Annotated in this window: 17 protein-coding genes and 1 tRNA gene; 17 read left to right on the top strand and 1 reads right to left on the bottom strand. The window is 44.4% G+C overall.

All coding sequences use genetic code 11. From position 1 onward, the window contains the following. Nucleotides 1-106: 106 nt before the first annotated feature. The 10 genes from RDQ32_RS03025 to RDQ32_RS02980 all read left to right on the top strand — a co-directional run bounded on the left by RDQ32_RS03025 (nucleotide 107) and on the right by RDQ32_RS02980 (nucleotide 9,305). Nucleotides 107-1,195, top strand: a complete 1,089-nt coding sequence (locus RDQ32_RS03025) for an ABC transporter substrate-binding protein (protein ID WP_308579086.1) — start codon at nucleotides 107-109, stop codon at nucleotides 1,193-1,195. An 8-nt stretch (nucleotides 1,196-1,203) separates the two neighbouring features. Beyond that, nucleotides 1,204-2,145: an ABC transporter permease gene (locus RDQ32_RS03020; protein WP_183681971.1), complete on the top strand. Its 942-nt coding sequence runs from the start codon at nucleotides 1,204-1,206 to the stop codon at nucleotides 2,143-2,145. After that, complete coding sequence (locus RDQ32_RS03015) at nucleotides 2,138-2,932, top strand: ATP-binding cassette domain-containing protein (protein WP_308579074.1); 795 nt, start codon at nucleotides 2,138-2,140, stop codon at nucleotides 2,930-2,932. The genes RDQ32_RS03020 and RDQ32_RS03015 overlap by 8 nt, the downstream gene beginning before the upstream one ends. 17 nt (nucleotides 2,933-2,949) lie before the next feature. Continuing rightward, nucleotides 2,950-3,585, top strand: coding sequence for a cytidylate kinase-like family protein (locus RDQ32_RS03010; protein WP_007155908.1), 636 nt, complete (start codon nucleotides 2,950-2,952; stop codon nucleotides 3,583-3,585). Further along, nucleotides 3,582-4,910 (top strand): 3-phosphoshikimate 1-carboxyvinyltransferase, encoded by a 1,329-nt coding sequence (aroA, locus tag RDQ32_RS03005; protein ID WP_308579073.1) that lies wholly within the window; start codon nucleotides 3,582-3,584, stop codon nucleotides 4,908-4,910. Before RDQ32_RS03010 ends, aroA begins: the two co-directional genes overlap by 4 nt. Before the next feature lie 41 nt (nucleotides 4,911-4,951). Beyond that, a tRNA-Glu gene (locus tag RDQ32_RS03000) sits at nucleotides 4,952-5,023 on the top strand. 114 nt (nucleotides 5,024-5,137) lie between these two features. Beyond that, nucleotides 5,138-5,755 (top strand): HAD family phosphatase, encoded by a 618-nt coding sequence (locus tag RDQ32_RS02995; protein WP_308579072.1) that lies wholly within the window; start codon nucleotides 5,138-5,140, stop codon nucleotides 5,753-5,755. A 17-nt stretch (nucleotides 5,756-5,772) separates the two neighbouring features. Next, nucleotides 5,773-6,630, top strand: a complete 858-nt coding sequence (gene pgeF, locus RDQ32_RS02990) for a peptidoglycan editing factor PgeF (RefSeq protein ID WP_308579071.1) — start codon at nucleotides 5,773-5,775, stop codon at nucleotides 6,628-6,630. Nucleotides 6,631-6,708: 78 nt separating this feature from the next. After that, nucleotides 6,709-8,286: an NlpC/P60 family protein gene (locus tag RDQ32_RS02985; protein WP_308579070.1), complete on the top strand. Its 1,578-nt coding sequence runs from the start codon at nucleotides 6,709-6,711 to the stop codon at nucleotides 8,284-8,286. A gap of 149 nt (nucleotides 8,287-8,435) precedes the next feature. Further along, nucleotides 8,436-9,305: a DegV family protein gene (locus RDQ32_RS02980; protein WP_308579069.1), complete on the top strand. Its 870-nt coding sequence runs from the start codon at nucleotides 8,436-8,438 to the stop codon at nucleotides 9,303-9,305. 215 nt (nucleotides 9,306-9,520) lie between these two features. On the opposite strand, the gene RDQ32_RS02975 is transcribed toward RDQ32_RS02980, so the two are convergent. Then, nucleotides 9,521-10,858: a MarR family transcriptional regulator gene (locus RDQ32_RS02975; protein WP_308579068.1), complete on the bottom strand. Its 1,338-nt coding sequence runs from the start codon at nucleotides 10,856-10,858 to the stop codon at nucleotides 9,521-9,523. Nucleotides 10,859-11,109: 251 nt separating this feature from the next. Here RDQ32_RS02975 and RDQ32_RS02970 point away from each other — a divergent pair, with 251 nt between their 5' ends. From RDQ32_RS02970 to fmt, 7 genes are read left to right on the top strand one after another with little or no spacing between them, the layout of a single operon-like run. Beyond that, complete coding sequence (locus tag RDQ32_RS02970; RefSeq protein ID WP_308579067.1) at nucleotides 11,110-13,710, top strand: DNA translocase FtsK; 2,601 nt, start codon at nucleotides 11,110-11,112, stop codon at nucleotides 13,708-13,710. Continuing rightward, entirely contained in the window at nucleotides 13,711-15,378 is a 1,668-nt protein-coding gene (locus tag RDQ32_RS02965; RefSeq protein WP_308579066.1) for a formate--tetrahydrofolate ligase, read from the top strand. A 10-nt stretch (nucleotides 15,379-15,388) separates the two neighbouring features. Beyond that, nucleotides 15,389-16,876, top strand: coding sequence for a UDP-N-acetylmuramoyl-L-alanyl-D-glutamate--2,6-diaminopimelate ligase (locus RDQ32_RS02960; RefSeq protein ID WP_007155917.1), 1,488 nt, complete (start codon nucleotides 15,389-15,391; stop codon nucleotides 16,874-16,876). A gap of 1 nt (nucleotide 16,877) precedes the next feature. Then, nucleotides 16,878-18,182 (top strand): UDP-N-acetylmuramoyl-tripeptide--D-alanyl-D-alanine ligase, encoded by a 1,305-nt coding sequence (murF, locus tag RDQ32_RS02955; RefSeq protein WP_308579065.1) that lies wholly within the window; start codon nucleotides 16,878-16,880, stop codon nucleotides 18,180-18,182. Next, nucleotides 18,167-20,149: a primosomal protein N' gene (gene priA / locus RDQ32_RS02950; protein ID WP_308579064.1), complete on the top strand. Its 1,983-nt coding sequence runs from the start codon at nucleotides 18,167-18,169 to the stop codon at nucleotides 20,147-20,149. The genes murF and priA overlap by 16 nt, the downstream gene beginning before the upstream one ends. Before the next feature lie 14 nt (nucleotides 20,150-20,163). Next, complete coding sequence (def, locus tag RDQ32_RS02945) at nucleotides 20,164-20,658, top strand: peptide deformylase (RefSeq protein WP_007155920.1); 495 nt, start codon at nucleotides 20,164-20,166, stop codon at nucleotides 20,656-20,658. A gap of 5 nt (nucleotides 20,659-20,663) precedes the next feature. Further along, nucleotides 20,664-21,668, top strand: coding sequence for a methionyl-tRNA formyltransferase (gene fmt / locus RDQ32_RS02940; RefSeq protein WP_308579084.1), 1,005 nt, complete (start codon nucleotides 20,664-20,666; stop codon nucleotides 21,666-21,668). Nucleotide 21,669: the final 1 nt, after the last annotated feature.

Raw genomic sequence — 21,669 nt, 5'->3', positions numbered from 1 at the left:
ATGGGGGAATTCTTGAAAGAGAAGGTCTTTTGTGCTAGAGTTTAGACTTACAGTTTTTAAGGAGGACATTATGAAAAAGAGATTTGGAGTAGCATTGGTCTTGTCTATGGCCATGGTTTTAGGGGCTTGTGGCGCTAAGCAGCAGGCGGAGAGTGTAAAGGGTACAGAGCAGAAGGGTACAGAAGCCTCTACTGCAGCGAAAGAGGAAAGCAAGGAAGCGGATAGCAAGGCAGATGCCGGAGACGGAAAGACCTACAAGGTAGGTATTTTAAAGTTTATGGATCACCCCTCCTTAAACCAGATTGAGGACAGTCTTTGTGAGGAGCTGGATAGCTTGTCTGAAAGCTCCGGAGCAAAGTATGAGTATAAGGAATATCGTTTGAACGGACAGGGAGATGCCTCCGTATTAAACCAGATGACTGCGCAGCTGATTGCGGATGATGTGGATGTGATTGTTCCCATTGCTACCCCGGCGATTCAGGTAGTACAGTCTCAGACTGAAGGAAAAAATATCCCCATCGTTTTCTCCGCAGCTTCTGATCCGGTTTCCGCAAAGCTTGTGGATTCCATGGAAAAGCCGGGAGGAAATATTACCGGAACCTCCGATTTCTTAAATACGGATGCCATTATGGATTTGATTTTTGCCCAGAATCCTGAGGCAAAGAAGATCGGTCTTCTGTACTCCAAGAGTGAAGACTCCTCTCAGCAGCCTATTGCAGCAGCGAAGAAGTATCTGGCTGACAAGGGTGTGGAAGTAGTAGAAAAGACCGGAACCACCACCGATGAGGTGAGTCAGGCTGTTGATGCACTGATTGCAGAGAAGGTGGATGCGATCTTCACTCCTACAGACAATACCATTCAGAAGGCAGAGCTTTCCTTCTATGAGAAGCTGATAAAGGCGAAGATTCCTCACTACGGCGGAGCGGATTCCTTTGCGTTAAATGGAGCCTTTGCCGGTTACGGCGTAGATTACGTACAGCTTGGAAAGGCTACTGCGGATATGGTGGATGAGGTACTTCGCCAGGGTAAGGACACGGCAACCCTTCCGGTTCAGACCTTTGATAACGGTATTGCAACAGTCAATACGGAAACTGCCGAAAAATTAGGCTATTCCTTAGATAAGATTAAAGAAGCCTTCAAGCCGTTCTGCACCAAGATTGTGGAGATTAAGACGGAAAAGGAATTTAAATCATAGGATACAAGATGAGTGGATTTTTAACAGTAGGAATTATGAAAACAGCTGTGGAACTGGGGCTTATTTATGCCCTGGTTGCCATGGCACTATTTATTTCTTATAGTATTTTAAATATCGCAGACCTTTCTACCGACGGATCTTATACTTTAGGCACGGCAGTGTCTGCGGTTTTTACAATTTCCGGACATCCGATTTTGGGAATTTTTATGGCTATGTTATCCGGTTCTCTTTCCGGCTTTGTCACGGCCTTTTTGCAAACTACCCTGGGGATTGAAAGTATTTTGGCGGGAATCATTGTGAATACAGGCCTTTATACCGTGAATTTAGCGGTGATGGGTTTTTCTTCCAACCTGTCCATCTTTGGTACAGACACGATTTTTACGCTCTTTGCAGGGGATAATGCCTTTTTAAATGAGTGGGGAGTGGTGATTCTCCTTAGTATTATTGTTCTTCTTCTTTGCTTTTTCTTAAAATGGTTCTTTAAAACCGGACTGGGTCTATCGATTCGGGCAACGGGAGACAGTCCTGCTATGGTCCGAGCTTCCTCCATTAATCCAACCTTTACCATTACGGTAGGACTTTGTCTGTCCAATGCTTTAACCGGTCTTTCCGGTTCTTTAATCGCACAGTATAACAAAACGGCTGATATTAATCTGGGTACCGGTATGGTAACGGTGGCATTAGCATCTTTAGTTATTGGGGAAAGCATTTTCGGAAAGAAAAAGCTGATTTTGCGTCTTTTGGGTGTGGTATTCGGTTCTCTGCTTTATAGAAGCATTATTGCACTGGCTTTACGTTTAAAGGTACCGACGGAAGCCTTCAAGCTGGTCAGTGCCTGCATTGTGGCTCTGGCAATTTCTTCCACCAAGGTGAAGGAACTTTTACAATATAGCAGATTAAGACGAAATGCTATGGAACGACAGAAAAAGGAAGGGGAGAAGCATGCTTAGTTTATCCCATATTTATAAGACCTTTAATGCGGGAACCATTCATGAAAAAAAAGCCTTGCAGGATTTAAATTTGCATTTGTCTTCCGGAGATTTTGCGACTATAGTAGGAAGTAACGGAGCAGGAAAATCCACCCTCTTTAATGCAATTTCCGGGAGCTTTTTATTGGACAGAGGCTCGGTGGTTTTAGAGGGAGAAGATATTACCTTTTTACAGGAGCATAAGCGGAGTAAATTTATCGGAAGACTTTTTCAGGATCCTCTGATGGGTACCGCGCCCCACATGAGCATTGAGGAAAATCTCTCTGTTTCCTATCTTCGAGCTTCCCACAGCTCTTTATTTTCCAGAGTGAAAAAGAAGGACAGAGAATTCTTTCGGGAGCAGCTAAGCCTTTTGGAAATGGGCTTGGAGGAACGGATGAATCATCCTGTGGGATTGCTTTCCGGCGGACAAAGACAGGCTCTTACTCTTTTAATGGCCACCATGGTAACGCCGAAGCTGTTGCTTTTGGACGAGCATACAGCGGCATTGGATCCGAAAACCGCGGATAAGGTATTGGAACTGACCCGGAATATTGTGGAAGAGAGAAAAATCACCTGTCTGATGATTACCCATAATATGCATCAGGCTTTGGAACTTGGAAATCGAACTTTGATGATGGATCAGGGAAATATCGTTTTGGATTTATGCGGGCAGGAGAGAGAGGGACTTTCCGTAGATAAGCTGCTGGAGCTTTTTATGGCAAAGTCCGGAAAGGCATTGGACAACGATCGTATTCTTTTATCCTAAGAAGGGGAGGAGAGACTATGTTAAAGAAAGACTTTGTAATAACTATTGGCAGGCAGTACGGTTCCGGAGGAAGAATTGTGGGAAAGCGTTTGGCGGAAAGCCTGGGGATTCCCTTTTATGATGAGGAGATTTTAAAAATCACCTCAGAGAAAACTGCCATTGGAGAGCAGTATTTTCGTCTGGCGGATGAGAAGGCCGGAAGCAATGTGCTGTTTAAGATCGTGGATTCCTTAAAGCCCAGATTGGGAAAGCCCAGTTTATCTGAGGATATCGTGAGCCCCGAGAATCTATTTCGTTTTCAAAGTCAGGTGGTGGTGGAGCTGGCAGAGCAGGAATGCTGTATTATTGCCGGCCGTTGTGCCAATGTGGTTCTTCGAGATGCCGGGAAGGAACATGTGGATTTCTTCGTTTATGCAGATATGGAAAAACGTATTGAAAGAACCATGGACTATTGTAAGGTGGATCGGGAAGAGGCTAAGAAGCGTATCAAGAAGATTGATAAGGAAAGAAAAGAATATCATCGTTATTATACCGGAGAAGAATGGATGAAACCGGACAATTACGATTTGATGATTAATGCTTCTCGCATCAATTATGATGAGATGGAATTGTTGATGAGAAATTATCTGCAAATGAAAGGCTATATCGAATGATGAAAAGCATCGCGGGAGCGGGAAAAGTGATAAAGGGAAGCTTAACGGTGCCCGGAGACAAAAGCATTTCTCACCGGGCGGTGATGTTTTCCGCCTTGGCCAAGGGAGAAACGAAAGTAAAAGGCTTTTTGCCGGGGGAAGACTGTTTATCCACCATTTCCGTTTTCCGAAAAATGGGCGTTTCCATAGAACAGGAGCAGGACAGCCTCCGAATTCAAGGCCTTGGCCTTCACGGCTTAAAGGCTCCGGGCGAAGCCTTATACTGCGGGAATTCCGGCACCACCATGCGACTGATGGCAGGAATCTTAGCAGGGCAAAGCTTTTCCTCCTGCTTAACGGGAGATGAAAGTCTGGAAAAACGTCCTATGAAGCGGGTTTGCCTTCCCCTGGAAAAGATGGGGGCAAAAATCAAGATGCAAGGAGAAAAGGGTACAGCTCCTTTGGAGATTAGCGGCTCTCCTCTGAATGGGATTTGCTACGAAAGTCCGGTTGCTTCCGCCCAGGTGAAGTCTTCCGTTCTTTTGGCAGGGCTTTATGCCAAGGGGAAGACCTCGCTGATTGAACCGAGTCTTTCAAGAGACCATACGGAACGTCTTTTGAGGGCTATGGGTGTGGAATGTTCTACAAGAAGCTTAGAGGATGGCAGAGTGGAGATTTCTTTGGAGGGAGGGCAGGAGCTTAAGGCTCTCTCCGAAGAGTATCTTGTGCCGGGAGATATTTCCTCTGCGGCCTATTTTATGGCTTCCGTATTTTTTCTTCCCGGTTCTTCTTTACGACTTAAGAATATCGGTCTGAATCCCAGCAGGTGTGGAATTTTAACCGTATTGGAAAAGATGGGAGCGAAGATTTCCCTGGAAAACTGCTCTACGGTGTATGGAGAAGAGCGGGGGGATATTTGTCTTAGCTATGGATCTTTAAAGGCAGTGGATATCGGAGGAGACTTGATTCCTCGTTTGATTGATGAGCTTCCCCTACTGGCTGTACTGGCTACGATTGCAGAGGGAAACACCAGAATTTATGATGCGGCGGAGCTTAAGGTAAAGGAGTCCAATCGAATCAAGGCCTGTGTGGAGAACTTACAGTGCCTGGGCATTTCTGCAGTGGAAACGGAAGATGGCATGATTATTCCGGGAAAAGGCTCTGTATTCGCTCTGGAAGGAAAGAAGATTCCCAGCTTTTTGGATCACAGAATTGCAATGAGCTTTTCTGTTTTAGGACTTCTTTGCAGGGCGGAAAAGCCCATGCAAATTGAGGATTCCGAATGTATTCAGATTTCTTATCCGAATTTTTTCAAAGATTTTGAAAAAGTTCTTGACGAGGGATAAAATATTTGCTAATATACGCTAGTCGGTTTTGAATCGACTGAGGCGAATTGGTCAAGCGGTTAAGACGCAGCCCTCTCACGGCTGAATCCCGGGTTCGATTCCCGGATTCGTCACTCCCGAGCATTGCTCGGGTTTTTTTGTGTCTATTTTTCTTTCGTTTTTTCTTTCTTTTCTTTTTTCTCTGATTTGGTACAATAGAGAAGCATTTAAAATAAAGGAGAAAGATAATGCACAAAAATCTTGTTTTGGATATGGGAAATGTCTTAGTCACCTATGATCCGGTTTGGGTGATTCAAGAATATACAGATAGAGAAGATTGGATTAAAGAAATTAAAGATGTGATGTTTTATTCCGGAGAGTGGATCCGATTGGATGCGGGGCTGATGTCTGAGGAGGATGCTTTGAAAGCATGGATGAAACGTTGCAGTTCACCGCAGGTAGCAGAGCTTTGCAAGAGCTGTTTTAAAAACTGGGATAAGTTCAATATGAAAAAAATCCCGGGAGTGGCGGAAATCCTAAAGGAGGAGAAGGAGCAGGGAAGAAAGCTTTATCTTTTGTCCAATGCGTCCATGCGGCTGGTTCCGATTTGGAGGGAAGTGCTTCCCGGATCGGAATATTTTGACGGAATTTTTTATTCTGCGGCCTTTCATTGCTTGAAGCCTCAAGATATTATTTATGAAAGATTTTTAAAGCATTTTTCTTTGGAAGCAAAGGATTGCTTTTTTATAGATGATTTAACGGAAAACATTGAGGGTGCAAAGAAAGCAGGCTTGGATGGCGCGGTTTTACCCCTTCCCGAGGCATCTGCTCTTCGAGAGATTTTGGAAGAAGAGAAAAAATCATAAAGTCTATAGGAGGACAAATGAATCAGCTTAAGGAACACCCTTTTCCTTTGGTGGAATATAAAATCAGCACGGGCATTCTCCCAATGGTGGAATCTCCCCTTTTCCAGAGAGAAACAGGGTTACAGCATGGCTTCTCCACCAGGAAGGGTGGCGTATCCAAGGAACATTTGGCTTCTTTGAACCTAAGCTTCTCCGTGGAGGATGCCAAGGAAAACGTCCTGGAGAATTTCCGGAGAATCGGAGAGCGTTTTGAGAAAACTCCTGAGGACTTTGTTCTTAGCAAGCAAAGCCATGAAACCAAGGTACTGAAGGTAGGCGCGAAGGACAGGGGAAAGGGCATTACAAAAGATAGAGATTATGAGGGAATAGATGCTTTAATCACGGATGAGAAAGGAATTATACTTTCCTGCTTTTCTGCAGACTGTGTTCCGATTCTATTTTATGATCCTATTCATAAAGCGGTAGGAGCCTGCCATAGCGGCTGGAGGGGAACCAAGGGGAAGATTCTTCAAAACGTGGTGGAGGAAATGAGACAGCATTTCTCTTCAAATCCTGCGGAGATTCTTGTTGCCATCGGCCCCAGTATTTGTAAGGAGCAATACGTTGTTTCGGAAGACTTGGCTCTTTCCTTTCTGGAGGATTATCCGGATTTAGGGGAAGATACAGCTTCTCCAATTCATAGGATTTCAAAGGATAAATTTCAACTGGACTTATGGGATTTAAACCGTAGGATAGCGCTGAATTGCGGAATAAAAGAAGAGCATATTTCCATCAGCGGTTATTGTACCATGGAGAATCCGGAACTGTTTTTTTCTCACCGTTACAGTCAGGGAAAAAGAGGACTGCAGGGAGCTTTTATCTGCTTACAGGATTAGATCGTACTTAAGCAAAAAGCCGGCTATGAGAGTTCATAGTATGCTTTCCGTTGGGAAAGAAAGGATATGATTTTGCCGATGAAAAAATATGTCATATTAATTTTGCTTTGCCTTTGCAGTATTTCAGCCTGCGGAAAAAGCAAAGAGAAGCCGGTAACGAAAGAGGCTTCCGCTTCCAACCTGGAGGATGTAGTGGATGAGAAAGCCAGTTCCTCAGAGCTTTCCAAAAAGGTGGAGGAAAGAAAGCAGGAGGAAGAGGAGCTTGCTCTTTCCCGATATACCAATCTGGGACTGGTACAGTGTGATTCCAGCTTTATTAACTTCCGTTCCCAGCCTAATGAAAATGATATTCAAAACATTATCGGAATTTTAAAAAATGGAGCGGGAGTGGAGATTTTAGAGTCTCCGGCGGCGGGAACGGAGAACTGGGTGAAGGTCCGTTCCGGAGGTTTGGATGGCTATATTTCCAAGCAGTTTTTGCTGGAGGGAGAGAAAGCTAAAGAAAAGGCCAAGGAATATATGGAGCCAAGAGTTACCATCCTGGCGGAAAAGCTTCGTATTCGTTCTACTCCGGAGAAGATTGACGGAAATACCTTAGGTTCCTGTGCCAAGGGTGAACGCTATATTGTATTGGGAAGAAGCGGAAAGGATTATCTGAAAATTTCTGCGGATACCATCGAAGGGGTGGAAGAGGCTTATATATCTTCCAGTGCGGAAAATGTGCGTTTGGAATATGGCTTGGATGAGGCGCGAAGCTACAATTTAAAGCAAAAGGTTATAAACCAGTATGATCACCTTGGTGTATCAAAGGCCCAAGACTATATCAATATCCGTTCCGACCCTGCCGACAAGGGCATTGACAACATTATCGGAAAATTCCCGGGCTATGCGGGAGGAGATATTTTAGGGGAAGAAAACGGTTGGCTGAAAATCCGTTCCGGAGAAATCACCGGCTATGTAAAGTCGGAGCTGGTGGCGCAAGGAAAGGAAGCGGAGCAGCTGGCTCTTGCCCATGCCCAGGTTATGGCAACAGTCAATACGGATGCCTTAAACGTCAGGGCAAATCCCAGTACGGAATCCAATGCCTGGACCAAGGTTACAAGAGATCAAAGATATTCTGTAGTTAATCAGCTGGATGGATGGGTACAGCTGGACTTAGACTCCGGAGATGATCAGGAGGGGGATCAGGGAGCCTATGTTTCTACAAGAGATAACAATGTTACCGTAAACTACGGTTTAATCGAGGCCATTTCCTATAGACCGGCACAGGATAGAGCCAATATTGCGGCAAAGAGACGAAGCGATTTGGTAAACTTTGCTTGTCAATTTGTCGGTAATCCCTATGTGTGGGGAGGAACCTCTTTAACCCACGGTTGCGACTGCTCCGGCTTTACTCAGACAATTATGAGTAAATATGGAGTTTCTTTACCCAGAGTTTCCAGGGAACAGTCCAGAACCGGTGTGAAGGTCAGCAGTGAAAATATGCGTCCCGGAGATTTGATTTTCTATGCCAACAGGAGAGGTGTGGTAAATCATGTAGGAATCTATATTGGTAACGGTCAGGTGGTCAATGCGGCCTCCAGACGTTCCGGAATTCGAATTTACCGTTGGAATTACAGAACTCCTGTGGCAATTCGAAATGTATTAGGGGAATAGTGAAAGCAGGAACAGCTAAAGGAAACAAAGGGGCATAAGTAAAGTATTAAAGCAATAAAATATATTCAAAGCAGAAAAGCAAAAGAAAAGCAGAAAGTATAAGAAAAGCATAAGCCAAGAAAAGCATCAGAAGGGAATAAGGAGACGGTATGGAAAGCTACGTTTTATCTTGTTGTTCTACAGTGGATATTTCTAAGGAATGGGCGGAAAAAAGAAACATTCTTTTAGCCTACTTTCGTTTTTATTTAAATGAAGAGGAGTACAGAGACGATTTTTATGCCTCCCTTTCTCAGGAGAAATTATTTGAAAGAATGTTAAATGGGGAGAAGAGTAAGACTTCCCAGGTAAACAGTGAAGAATATATGACTCTTTTCCGCCCCAGCTTGGAGGCGGGAAAGGATATTGTTCATTTCTGCTTATCCAGCGGAATATCCGGCACCAGAAATTCCTGTGAAATTGCCAAGGACATTCTCCTGGAGGAATTTCCGGATAGAAAGATTGAGATTATAGACTCTCTTTCCGCCTCTGTAGGCTACGGACTCTTGGTGGATAAGGCAGCAGATTTGAGAGACCGGGGACTTTCCATGGAGGAGCTTGTTGAGAAGATTCTGGAATACAGAAATCATTTACATGGATATTTCTTTACTTCAGATCTTCGCTTCTTTATCCAGGGAGGAAGAATCTCCAAGGCGGCCGGCTTTATCGGCGGTTTATTGAACATCTGTCCCATTATCATGATTACGGAAGAGGGAACCCTAAAACCTATCGAAAAGGCAAGAGGAAAAAAGCAGGCCTTTAATAACCTGCTGTCCAAGATGGAAAAGAAGGGATTTATGGAAGAGGAGAAGGTATTTCTCTGTCATTCCGCCTGCCCTGAGGATGTGGAAAGCTTAAAGGAGAAGATTCTGGAACGCTATCCGAAGGCGAAGATTGAGACCTTTGTGATTGGCGGCACCATTGCCTGCCATACCGGCCCCGGCACCGTGGCTTGCTTTTTCTTTGGAAGAGAAGGACGTTAGTATTACGGTATAAAAAAGGATTGGAAAGATTATGATATTTTCCTTCAGTATAGGGCTATACCCGGGGCACGCTCCCGCTAACTTCGCCTACGCATCGGTACTAAGCGAAAAACTTCATTTCACTCGTTTTTCGCAAGTACCGGCGGGCTCAGATTGCCCCTGTTACAGCCCTATACTGAGGAAAATCGATCAATTTTTTGTCGCACAATCCTTTTTTATTCCATAAAAAACGTCCGTTTGAAAGCCTCTTCTTCGAAATGAAAATGCAATGCGGGTCTGCCGTGTCGCATTTTCTTTTTTTCTTTCAAGGATTCTCCTTCCTCCAGCTGTCCCTGACGAATTAACCTTAGCTGTAGAAGCTTTGCCAGAATTCTGCTGGCGGAGCGGGGGGTGATGGCCAGAAGCTCTGCGATATATTGGGCACTAAGTGCTTGCAGAGGATCGTTTTCAAAAAGGCTGATAAGCTTCAGGATATTACTTTCGTGAATACCCTGTTCTTTTGCAAATTCTATTGCCTTCGGATTACTGTAATCAGCCAGCAATTTTAATTTCTGGGAAAGAGGGCCAAGCAGCTTTCCTTCCTCTTCCATAAAAAAGGCGTCATTTCTTCCGTAACGATTACTTTCCAAAAGGGCATGCTCCGCATAATAGCGACTTCGTTCCTTAGAATGGCTTAAGCCTATACCCATACGGAAAGGAAAGTTCAGATTTTTCCTGCAGGCGGAAAGAAATTCCTGTAGCATAGGCATCAGATCCTTTTCCATGGAAATGCTCAAAAGGATAGAAAATTGATTAAAGCCTTTTTCGATATCAAAATGTAAATGACTTTCCTTTCGATATTCCGTTAAAAACTTATAAACAGTGGCTTCCCGATATTCCTGTTCCTCCTTTTCCACCTCCTCCGTAAAGGGAAGGCGAAGAAAAATACTGAGGAGATTTTGCTCTGCGATACTGCCTAAACGAAGTTCGTCCAAGGCGTGTTGAATAGAGCTTCGAATCATTTCTTCATTAGGGAAGACGGCGATATAAGGAATCTGCAACTGATCCAGCTGCCCCAGATTATTGATGCTTCGAGAAAGAATCAAGTCAATTTTTCCTTTTTTCCATAGGTTTTTGGCATATTCGGTGATATGCTTGTAATCATAATGATGATTCTTGTAAAAGATAGGGCAGGATTTTTCCGGTAAATATTTGGGGATGTCCATAAAATGGTTGGTTTCAGTTAAGAAGTCACAGAATACCCGGTTTAATGGCTGATCCCGATGTTCGATTTGAAATTGCAGCAGAATGGAAAGAACATCAATGGTTTCGTAGGCGGTAAAAGCACAAGGAATACGATTATCCGGAAAACGCTGGTGAATATAGTGGTAACCCAGTTCTCCGGAAAAGAAAATCACATCACATTTCTTTTTACAGTCGTCATAGATGCTGTCAATATCCTTTAAGTCCTTATAGATATAGGGGAAAAATTGGCAATCAAAGGAGGGGTCTTGCAGGACCTTTTCTATAGGCTCCAAAGATTTTTCCGGACTGACAATCGCTACATGAATCATGCTGTTCTCCCTTCCACAGTAAAAACTTGTTTTAAGATTTTATCTTGCATTTAAGACAAAGTCAATTATGTCTTTAATTACTGACCCATTCCTTGATAGTGACTCCTTAGATTTTTTAGGATTAGCTATCTTTTTACAGGGGCTATTTCAGATGGGACTACAGGGGCTATATCGCAAGGGGCGCCTTGGCTTTTTTTTGTCTTGAAAATGTTATATAATGCACTGGAAAGAAATAGGAGTTGTGAGGATTTATGGCGAGAAAAAGGACAAATAAAAACAAAACAGGTAAAGGTACAAGCAGAAAAAAAGCTATACAAGGGAATGTAGAACAAAATGCATACGCAGGACTCAAAGAAGAAGCCATTTTGATTTTATCCTTCCTTGTTTCTTTACTTTTGCTACTTAGCAATTTAGGATTTTGCGGAATTGTGGGAGAGGGGCTTTCACAGGGGCTTGTATTTTTATTCGGGTCCTTCAGTGTTCTTTTTCCCTTTGTCTTATTTTTCCTTGTTGCCTTTACCATGGCAAATCGAAACAATCCGATGATTATGAGGAAGATTCCTTTTATTTGCTTCTTGTATATTTTTCTGGGAGCTTTTCTTCCTGTACTTATTTTAGGAAAGAGTATTCCTGAAGATTTAACGGATTTATTGACCGAAGGGGGAGTATTACCCGGAATCTTTCTTTTATTTTTAAAGCAATTTTTAGGTAGTCTTGGAGCCATGATTGTGCTGTTTTTCGCTATATTACTATGTTTGGTGATGATTACTGAAAAGCCTCTGATGAGTCTCTTTGCTTTATTTTCCGTGCAGACAGCGGAAAAGGCGGGAAGAAGGGCAAAAAGCGATTTACAGAGAATTTCTCAAACTGCGAGAGAAGCTTTGGAGGAAAGAAGATCTAGACGGGAAGAGAGAGAGGCGGATTTTCAAACCACCGATTTTCATTTGGAAGATTTTAAGGAAGAGAGGGAAGTTTCTCTTTTAGAGGCGGAAGAAAATAAGGAGAAGGAAGCGCTCCGTTCCGACTTACTAAGTGTTAAGGAAGAACTGGATTTAATAAACAGTAAGAAGGAAGACTGGAAAGAGGATTCCTTCACGGTGGAAGGCTTATCAGATTCTTCGAAAGTGGAAGAGCTTTTCCCGAAGGACGTTTCTGAGATAGACGAAGTTCCAAAGTCACAGTCTTTGAAAAAACAGTCTATGAAAGAAGAGCCCTTGGACGAAGAGGAACTGAAGAAGCGTCTTTTACAGGGAGACCCTTCCTCCAGAGTTGTCTATACCTCCGATGGCCGAAGAATTGCTTCCGATAATGAAAACTTACAAAAGCGTATTCAGGAGAAGAAAGAGGAAGAGTTAACAGTGGATTCCGTTCCGGAAAAGGCTGCAAAACCCTATGTGTTCCCCCCGCTCTCCCTCTTGAAGCGTTCCCATAGTCAGGAAGAGGAAAAGCGAAGTGAAATCGAGAAAAATGCCCAGACCTTGAAGGAAACCTTAAAGAGCTTCGGCATTACCGTAAGCATCAGTAATGTTTCTGTAGGACCATCCGTTACCCGCTACGAGTTGCAACCGGAGCAGGGGGTAAAATTAGCCAAGATTGTATCTTTAAGCAATGATATTAAGATGCGACTGGCGGCGGCGGATATCCGTATTGAAGCGCCTATTCCGGGAAAGTCTGCGGTGGGAATTGAAGTTCCCAATAAAAACAGCCAGGTTGTGTATTTGGGAGATATTCTGTCTTCTCCCGCCTTTCAGGAGAACCGGATGAAACTGGCTTTTGGTGTGGGAAAAGACATTGGAGGCAAGGTGGTGGTAACGGATATTGCCAAGATGCCCCATCTGCTGGTGGCAGGAGCTACAGGAGCGGGAAAATCCGTTTCCATCAACACTCTTATTATGTCCATACTCTATCGCTATAGTCCGGAAGAGGTCAGGATGATCATGGTGGATCCTAAGGTGGTGGAGCTTCAGGTATATAACGGCATTCCTCATTTGCTTATTCCGGTGGTTACGGATCCGAAAAAGGCCGCTGCGGCATTGAACTGGGCTGTGGCGGAGATGACAAGTCGCTATAAGAAATTTGCCGCTTACGGTGTAAGAGACTTATCCGGCTACAACGAAAAAATACGTGGCCTTACCGAGGAAGAAAGAGAGAAGGAGGGACTTTCCGTTCTTCCCCAGATCTTAATCATTATTGATGAGCTTGCGGATTTGATGATGGTATCGGCGTCGGAAGTGGAGGATGCTATTGTCCGATTGACTCAGCTGGCAAGAGCCTGCGGAATGCATTTGATTATTGCTACCCAAAGACCTTCCGTTAATGTCATAACGGGACTGATTAAGGCAAATGTTCCTTCCCGTATTGCCTTTTCCGTAAGTAGCGGAGTGGATTCCCGTACCATTATCGACATGAATGGAGCGGAAAAGCTTCTGGGAAAGGGAGATATGCTTTTCTTCCCTCAGAATTTACCCAAGCCTATCCGAGTACAGGGAGCCTTTGTATCGGATGAAGAGGTGGCTAAGGTCACGGAATTTTTAAAGTCTCAAGGAGAAGCGGAGTATAACCATTCCATCTCTAAGAGCCTAGAAAAAGAAGCCACGGAAGAGACGGGAGGAAGTCAGAGCGATAGAGACGAGCTTTTTGCGGAGGCCGGATCACTGGTGATTGAAACGGACAAGGCAAGTATCGGCTTTTTACAAAGAAAATTCCGCATCGGTTTTAATCGGGCGGCAAGGATAATGGATCAGTTGGCTGCGGAACATGTCGTTGGAGAGGAGGAAGGCACCAAGGCCAGAAAGGTTTTAATGAACATGGAAGAATTTGAGGAGTTACTGTCTACAGAAAGGATGGAGTAAATGAAATCAGATTTAGAAATTGCTCAGGAGGTAACACTGAAACCAATTGCTTTAGTGGCTAAAAATTATGGGATTTCCGAAGAGGATTTAGAGCTTTATGGAAAATATAAGGCAAAATTATCCCAAAATTTTTGTGCTGCCCATGAAGGAAAGCAGAAGGGAAAATTGATTCTGGTTACCGCCACCAATCCCACGCCCTTAGGAGAGGGAAAGACCACAGTTTCTATCGGCTTAAATGATGCGTTGAACCGTTTAGGAAAGAAGAGCATTGTGGCATTAAGAGAGCCCAGCCTTGGACCATGCTTCGGCGTAAAGGGGGGAGCTGCAGGCGGAGGCTATTCTCAGGTTGCTCCCATGGAGGACATTAACCTTCATTTTACGGGAGACTTCCATGCCATCACTTCTGCCAATAACCTACTGGCCGCAGTTTTGGATAATCATATTCATCAGGGCAATGCTTTGGAAATCAACCCCAAAAAGATTCTTTGGAAGCGTTGTTTGGATATGAATGACAGAGTTTTGAGAAATGTTATCGTTGGATTGGGAAATCAGGCGGACGGTGCTATGAGAGAGGATCATTTCCAGATTACGGTAGCCTCCGAAATCATGGCGATTCTTTGTCTGGCCAAGGATATGAAGGATTTACAGGAGCGTTTAGACAAAATCGTAGTAGCCTATAACAAGAAGGGTGAGAGAGTCTATGCAAAGGATTTGGAATGTACCGGAGCTATGGCGGTTCTTTTAAAGGATGCTATGCAACCTAATCTTGTGCAAAGTCTGGAAGGAAACCTTGCCATTATCCATGGTGGACCCTTTGCTAACATTGCTCATGGCTGTAACTCCATAAGGGCCACCAAGATGGGCTTGGCTTTAGCAGATTTTCTGGTGACCGAAGCAGGCTTCGGTGCCGACCTGGGAGCGGAGAAGTTCTTTGATATTAAGTGTGCGGCAGCCGGATTAACGCCTTCTTGTGCCGTAATCGTAACTACCCTTCGTACCTTAAAATACTACGGCGGACTTCCTAAGGAAGAGATTTCCAAGGAGAATCGTGAAGCATTGGAAAAAGGCTTAGAGAACTTGGAAAAGCATATCGAAAATGTAAAGAAATTCGGTGTTCCTGCAGTTGTGGCAGTAAATCGTTTTGCTACAGATACCGAGGGGGAGCTTTCCTTCTTAAAGGATTTCTGTGCTAAGAGAGGCGTTCGCTGTGCCATTATGGAAGCTTACGGAAAGGGAAGTGAAGGAGGAGAAGAGCTTGCCAAGGCAGTGCTGGAAACTGTGGAAGCCGGCGAAGTGAATTTCCATACTTTGCAAACTCCGGAGCAGAGGATATCTCAGAAGATTGAACTCCTGGCGAAGGAAATTTACGGTGCCGACGGGGTAGAGTATTCGAATAAGGCTAAAGAGGAAATAAAGAAGCTGGAAGAATCCTGCTATTCCAATCTTCCGATTTGTATGGCAAAGACGCCCTACAGCTTATCCGATAAGCCGAATCTTTTGGGAAGACCGAAGAATTTCCGGATTGAAATTCGTGAACTTTCCCTCTCCGCTGGAGCAGGATTTGTGGTATGCTTAGCAGGCGATGTTATGACGATGCCGGGTCTGCCAAAGGAGCCGGCAGCAAAAAAGATTGGCTTTGAAAATGAAAAGATTGTAGGAATTTTCTAAGGAGGCATAGATGAAGGGCTGGTTGTCTTGTTTAAGCGAAGCGAAGGTCCTTCGGGGAGATGGAGAGAGGGAGGAATTTTCCTCCCTCTCCTATGATTCTCGAAGAGCTAAGGCAGGGGATTTATTTCTTTGCATGAAGGGAAGTACCATGGATTCCCATGACAAAATTCCGGAGCTTTTGGAAAAGGGTGTTCGAGTATTTGTGGTGGAGAAAAATCTTCCTGATTTACCGAAAGAAATGCAGGATAGGGAAGACCTTTGCATTGTACAGGTGGAAAATGGCAGAAAGGCTTTAGCGGAGCTGTCAGCCTTTTATTTTTCCTACCCCTCCAAGGAGATGCTGATGATTGGTATCACCGGCACCAAGGGAAAAACCACAACAGCCAGTATGGTGCGGGCAATTCTTACGGAAGCGGGCTACAATTGCGGTCTCATCGGAACCACCGGAATCGATTACGCGGGCATCCACGAAGAAAGCAGGAATACCACCCCGGAATCCTATACTTTGCAGGAAACATTCCGAAAAATGAAGGAAAAGGGCTGTAATGCCGTGGTTATGGAGGCTTCCTCCCAGGGCTTTAAGATGCATAGAACCGACGGTATTCTTTTTGATTATGGTATTTTTACCAATATCGAAGAGGATCATATCGGAGAAAATGAGCATAAAGACTTTGCGGAGTACAAGTATTACAAGTCCAGAATTTTTACCCAGTCTAAGACGGGACTGGTGAATCTTGATGCGGATTTTTCTGAAGAATTCATGGAAAATGCAGAGTGTCCCTGTTTTAGTTTTGCCTTGAAAAAACAGGCTGATTTTATGGCTACGGAGATTGAAGACTTACATCGGCATGATTTCCTGGGCTGTAGATTCCATTTTCGACATGGAGAAGAGGATTGGGAGATTTGGAACCATCTGCCGGGAAGATACAATGTTTACAATGCCTTAGCGGCAATTTCTCTGGCCTCCCTTCTGGGAATCAAAAAAGAAGTGGTGCAATCCGCCTTACGAAAGATTCAGGTAAACGGCAGGATGGAGGTTGTGCTGCAAAGAGGGGGCTACACTGTTTTGGTGGACTATGCCCACAATGCCATGGGGATGAAGAACCTTTTGGAAACCCTGAAGGCCTACAAGCCGAAACGCCTGATCGTAGTCTTTGGTTGTGGCGGAAACCGTGCTAAGGAAAGACGCTACGGTATGGGAGAAGTAGCAGGGGAGATGGCGGATTTTACCATCCTTACTGCAGATAATTCCCGTTATGAGAAAACTATGGATATTATTTCCGATATTGAAAGTACATTGTCCAAGAAGACAAAGAACTATGTAAAGATTGAGGACCGTAGAGAAGCCATTCGTTATGCCTTAGAACAGGCGGAAGAGGGAGACTTGATTGCGGTTATCGGAAAAGGACATGAAGAATATAATGAGGTAAATGGAACATTTACTCGTTTTGTAGATAGAGAAGTGATTTTGGAAGAGGCGGAAAGAGAGGGAAAATAAGATGCAGATTCCTTTTTCGGAGATATTTTCCTCTGTAGACAAGATTGTTTTGGATTCTCGGGAGGATTGTAGTAAGGGACTCTTTGTTCCCATCAAGGGAGAAAAGCAGGATGGACACCGCTTCATTCCCATGGCTATAGAGCATGGGGCATCCTTTATTTTTACCGAGGAGGATTGTTCGGAACTTTCCAAAAAATATCCCGAGGTACGTTTTATTTCGGTGGAAAGCACCATTGACGCTTTACAGGCCTTGGGAGGCTATGCCAGAAGCCTGTATTCCGGTTTGGTCATCGGCGTAACCGGTTCCGTAGGGAAAACCACCACCAGAGCTATGATTGCAAAGGCTCTTTCCGTGGAGAAGTCTGTTTTTGAAACCAAGGGAAATGCCAATTCTCAGCTGGGACTTCCTATTACACTCTTCTCCATGGCTAAGGAAAATAAAGAAATCAGTGTCATCGAGTTAGGCATCTCCATCCCCGGGGAGATGCACAGAATTGCGGAGATTGCTTCCTGCGACATTGCAGTATTTACCAATATCGGTTCCGCCCATTTGGAGAATCTGAAGACCAAGGAAAATACCTGCTTTGAGAAAATGCATATTCTGGAAGGAAATCAAAAGGAAGTTTCCCTGTATTTGCCGAAAAAGGATGCTATATTGGGAAAGCTTACGGAAGAGAAAATCAGAGCCATGGGATTCTTGGGAGAGAAGAAGCTAAATCTTTTCTTCTACGAAAAGAAGGAGGAGATTCCTCTTTCCGTTCCCGGAGAACATATGGAGGACAATGCTTCCGTAGCCATGGCGATAGGTCTTTCTCTGGGATTACACAAACAAAAGCTCTTACAGGGCTTATTGGAATTTCAGGGCTTAAAGGGAAGAGGCGGCAGACTTTCCACGGAAGATGGCATTATGATTATTGATGACAGCTACAATGCTTCTCCTGATTCCATGAAGGCCTCCTTAAAGGTCTTGGCTTCAGAGAAAGGGGCGAAAAGAAAGATTGCCGTTCTTGGAGATATGAATGAGCTGGGGGATAATGAAATCGCCTATCATCGGGAAATCGGAGAACTTTTAAAGTCTCTTCCTATTGATGCATTGTTTACTTTAGGAAAGAAGGGAGAAGAGATTCGGAAAGCTATGGGAGAGAAGCTGCTTCCCGGAAAAGCCTGCTTTAATCTTGAAGAGCTGTCCTTATCTTTGGAAGAAGAAATTAAGCCGGGAGACCTGCTTTTATTTAAGGCTTCCAATTCCCTTTCTCTTTCCAAGGTGATTCAAGAAATAAGGAGTAAGCATTGTTTGCCAAAGTAATCGTAGATATTTCCCATGAATCTATCGATAAATGTTTTACCTATAGGGTCCCTACGGAAATTTCCTTATCCGTCGGGGATCCTGTTTTGATACCCTTTGGAAGAGGAAAGAAAAAGGGCTATGTAATCGGTATAGAAGAGCTGGCAGACTTCCCTGAAGAGAAAATTAAAGACATTCTTTCTCCTTTGGAAAAGGAGTTCTCCGTAGAAAAACAGCTTTTGGATCTGGCCATTTGGATGGCGGAGGAATACGGAACGACCTTAAATCAATGCTTAAAAACCGTGCTTCCGGTAAAGAAGAAGACGAAGAACAGAACAAAGCCGGGAAAGATACAATATGGAAACCCCTATCCTGCTCCAAAACTCAATGCAGAGCAGGAGGAGGTTCTTTTTGCAATGCAGGAATATTTTCAGGAGGAGGAAGCTCCCTCAGCTCTTCTTTTCGGCGTTACCGGATCCGGAAAGACGGAGCTGTATTTGCGTTTAATTGAAGATTGTCTTGCCAAAGGGAAGGAAGTGATTTATCTGATTCCGGAAATTTCCCTAAGCCATCAAAGCAGAATGCGGGTGGAGGGACGTTTCCCCGGACAGGTGGCGGTGCTTCATTCCAGGATGAGCCAGGGAGAACGGGCGGAGAGCATGGAAAAGTGCCGATCCGGAGAGGTGAAGCTTTTACTGGGCCCTCGTTCAGCCCTCTTTGCGCCATTTTCCAATTTAGGACTTATCATTATTGATGAGGAGCAGGAACGTTCCTACAAGTCGGAAACCGCTCCCCGATACGAAAGTCGGGATGTGGCAAGAAAAAGGGGAGAGCTGGCCAAGTGTCCGGTACTTTTCGGCTCTGCAACACCTTCCGTCAATATTTTCCGAGAGGCGGAGGAAGGAAAAGTCAGACTGTTTACTTTAAAAAACAGAGCGGTGGAGGGAAGTTTTCTGCCAAAGCTGACTTTGATTGACTTACGAAAGGAATTGGAGGAGGGAAACCGTTCCATTTTTTCCAAAGCACTGGAGGAAGCGGTATTAAAGCGTTTGGAAAGGGGGGAACAAAGCATTCTCTTTATGAACAGAAGGGGCTATTCTCCCTTTGTGAGCTGCAGAAAGTGCGGAAAGAGCTTAAACTGTCCCCACTGCGACGTAAGTCTGACGCTTCACAAAAACGGTATGCTGCAATGCCATTACTGCGGCTATAGCAGAAAACTGGAAAAGAAATGTCCAAACTGTGGCAGCAGTTATATTTCCCCCTTTGGCACCGGTACGGAAAAGCTGGAAAAAATCTGCCATGTAGTCTTCCCCAAAGCAAGAATTCTTCGTATGGACGGAGATACCACAGGGAAGAAGGGGAAATACGAAGAAATTTTACAGGATTTTGCCGAGGAGAAGGCGGATATTCTTTTGGGAACCCAGATGATTGTAAAAGGACATGATTTTCCGAAGGTCACTCTGGTGGGCATTATGGCGGCGGAGCAGCTGTTCTTCCAGTCGGATTTTCAGGCAAGGGAATATGCTTTCCAGATTCTTACCCAGGCAGCAGGTCGGGCAGGTCGGGGAAAGCTTCCCGGAGAAGTCTTGATTCAAAGCTATCGTCCCGAGGAGGAAGTACTGGAGCTGGCTTTGGAACAGGACTACTTTGCTTTTTATCATTCGGAAAAGAAGTTTCGGAAAAGACTGGAATATCCTCCCTTTGCCAGAATGCTGGCTATCCAATGCAGCTATCAAGAGGAAGAGTTTTTAAGTCTGATGCTGGAGAAGACCATCAAAAGAATCCAGGGGAAATTGGAGAAGGAGCAGGCGGAGTTATTTGGTCCCTTCCCTGCCACCATTTATAAGCTAAAGGATAATTTTAGGAAAATCATCTATATTAAGCAAGAATCCCATGATATAATCATCCGATTAAGAAATCTATTTGTTGAGGAGCTTCGAAAAGAGGATAAACGCTCTTTGATTCAGCTCCAGTTTGATCTTTTATAGAGAGGGTATAGTTTATGGCAATTCGCAGCATCCGAAAAATCGGAGACTCCATTTTGGAAAAGAAGTGTAAAGAAATTAAGGAAATGACGGATAAAACCAGAGATTTGATTCAGGATATGTTTGAAACCATGTATGACGCCAACGGTGTTGGACTGGCGGCTCCTCAGGTGGGGATTTTAAAGCAGCTTTTTGTGGTGGATATCGGAGACGGTGTTCGCTATGTGTGCATTAATCCTAAAATCGAAGCTGTGGGAGAGGAAGAGCAGTGCGGCGAAGAGGGCTGTCTTTCCGTTCCGGGAAAGGAAGGAAAGGTTACCCGGCCCATGAATATCCATCTGGAGGCCTTGGATCAGAACATGGAGCCCTTTAGCTTGGATGCTTCCGGCTTTTTGGCCAGAGCCTTCTGCCATGAGTATGATCATCTCCAAGGGGTTCTCTATACAGAGAAGGTAGAGGGAGATTTGGAAGATGTTCAATATGAAGAATTGGAAGAGGAGGAAATGATTTGAGAATCGTGTTTATGGGAACCCCGGACTTTGCGGTGAAGGGGTTAGAGGCCATCCATCAGGCCGGACATGAGATTCTCTTGGTAATCAGTCAGGAGGATAAAGCAAAGGACAGAAAGGGAAATCTCCTTAAGACGCCGGTAAAACAGGCAGCAGAAAGACTGGAGCTTCCTGTTCGTTCCGTACATCGTCTGAGAAAAGACGAAGAACTCCTTGCATATTTAAAGGATTTAAAGCCGGATTGCATTGTGGTGGCTGCCTTCGGACAGATCCTTCCCAAGGAGCTTTTGGAGCTTCCCCGCTATGGCTGTGTGAATATCCATGCTTCTTTACTGCCTCTTTATCGGGGAGCTTCTCCGATTCAGCAGGCTATTTTGCATAGAGACGAGGAAACCGGTATTTCCACCATGATGATGGCGGAAGGATTGGATACCGGAGATATCCTGCTTCAAAAAAAGCTTCCATTAACGGGGGAAGAAACAGGAGAAAGTCTTTTCGAAGCCCTTTCTTTACTTTCTCAGGATTGTATTTTGGAAACCCTTAGTCTTTTAGAGCAGGGGAATTGCCCCAGAAGGGCCCAGGATGAGGAAAAAGCCAGTCATTGCAGTATGATTGTAAAGCAGGACGGCTTTGTGAATTGGAATAAGCCCGCCGTCGAAATCGAGGCCATGGTTCGGGCCTTTAATCCCTGGCCTGCTGCAGTCAGTATTCTTCCCAACGGAAAAAGCTTTAAAATCTGGAAAGCCAGAGTTATCCGGCAAAAAGAAAAGGATTTTCAAAGCTTTTCAGAAATTAAAGAAGATTTGCTCTTTGCTCATTTACCGGAAAGCCTTTCGGAGGAAGCAAAGGAGGCCTTTCGGAAGAAAGACGGCATAGGAAAGATGTATCGCAATAAGGAGAACAATCGTCTTCTTCTTTCCACAGGGGAAGGATATTTGGAAATTTTGGAAATTCAGGTAGAAGGAAAAAAACGTTTGGATACCCCTGCTTTCTTACTAGGATTTGGAGGATAAG

Origin of the sequence: uncultured Oribacterium sp. (genome assembly GCF_902481605.1) — a bacterium.
GTDB lineage: Bacteria > Bacillota > Clostridia > Lachnospirales > Lachnospiraceae > Oribacterium > Oribacterium sinus.
This window is presented reverse-complemented; position numbering and strand designations above follow the sequence as displayed.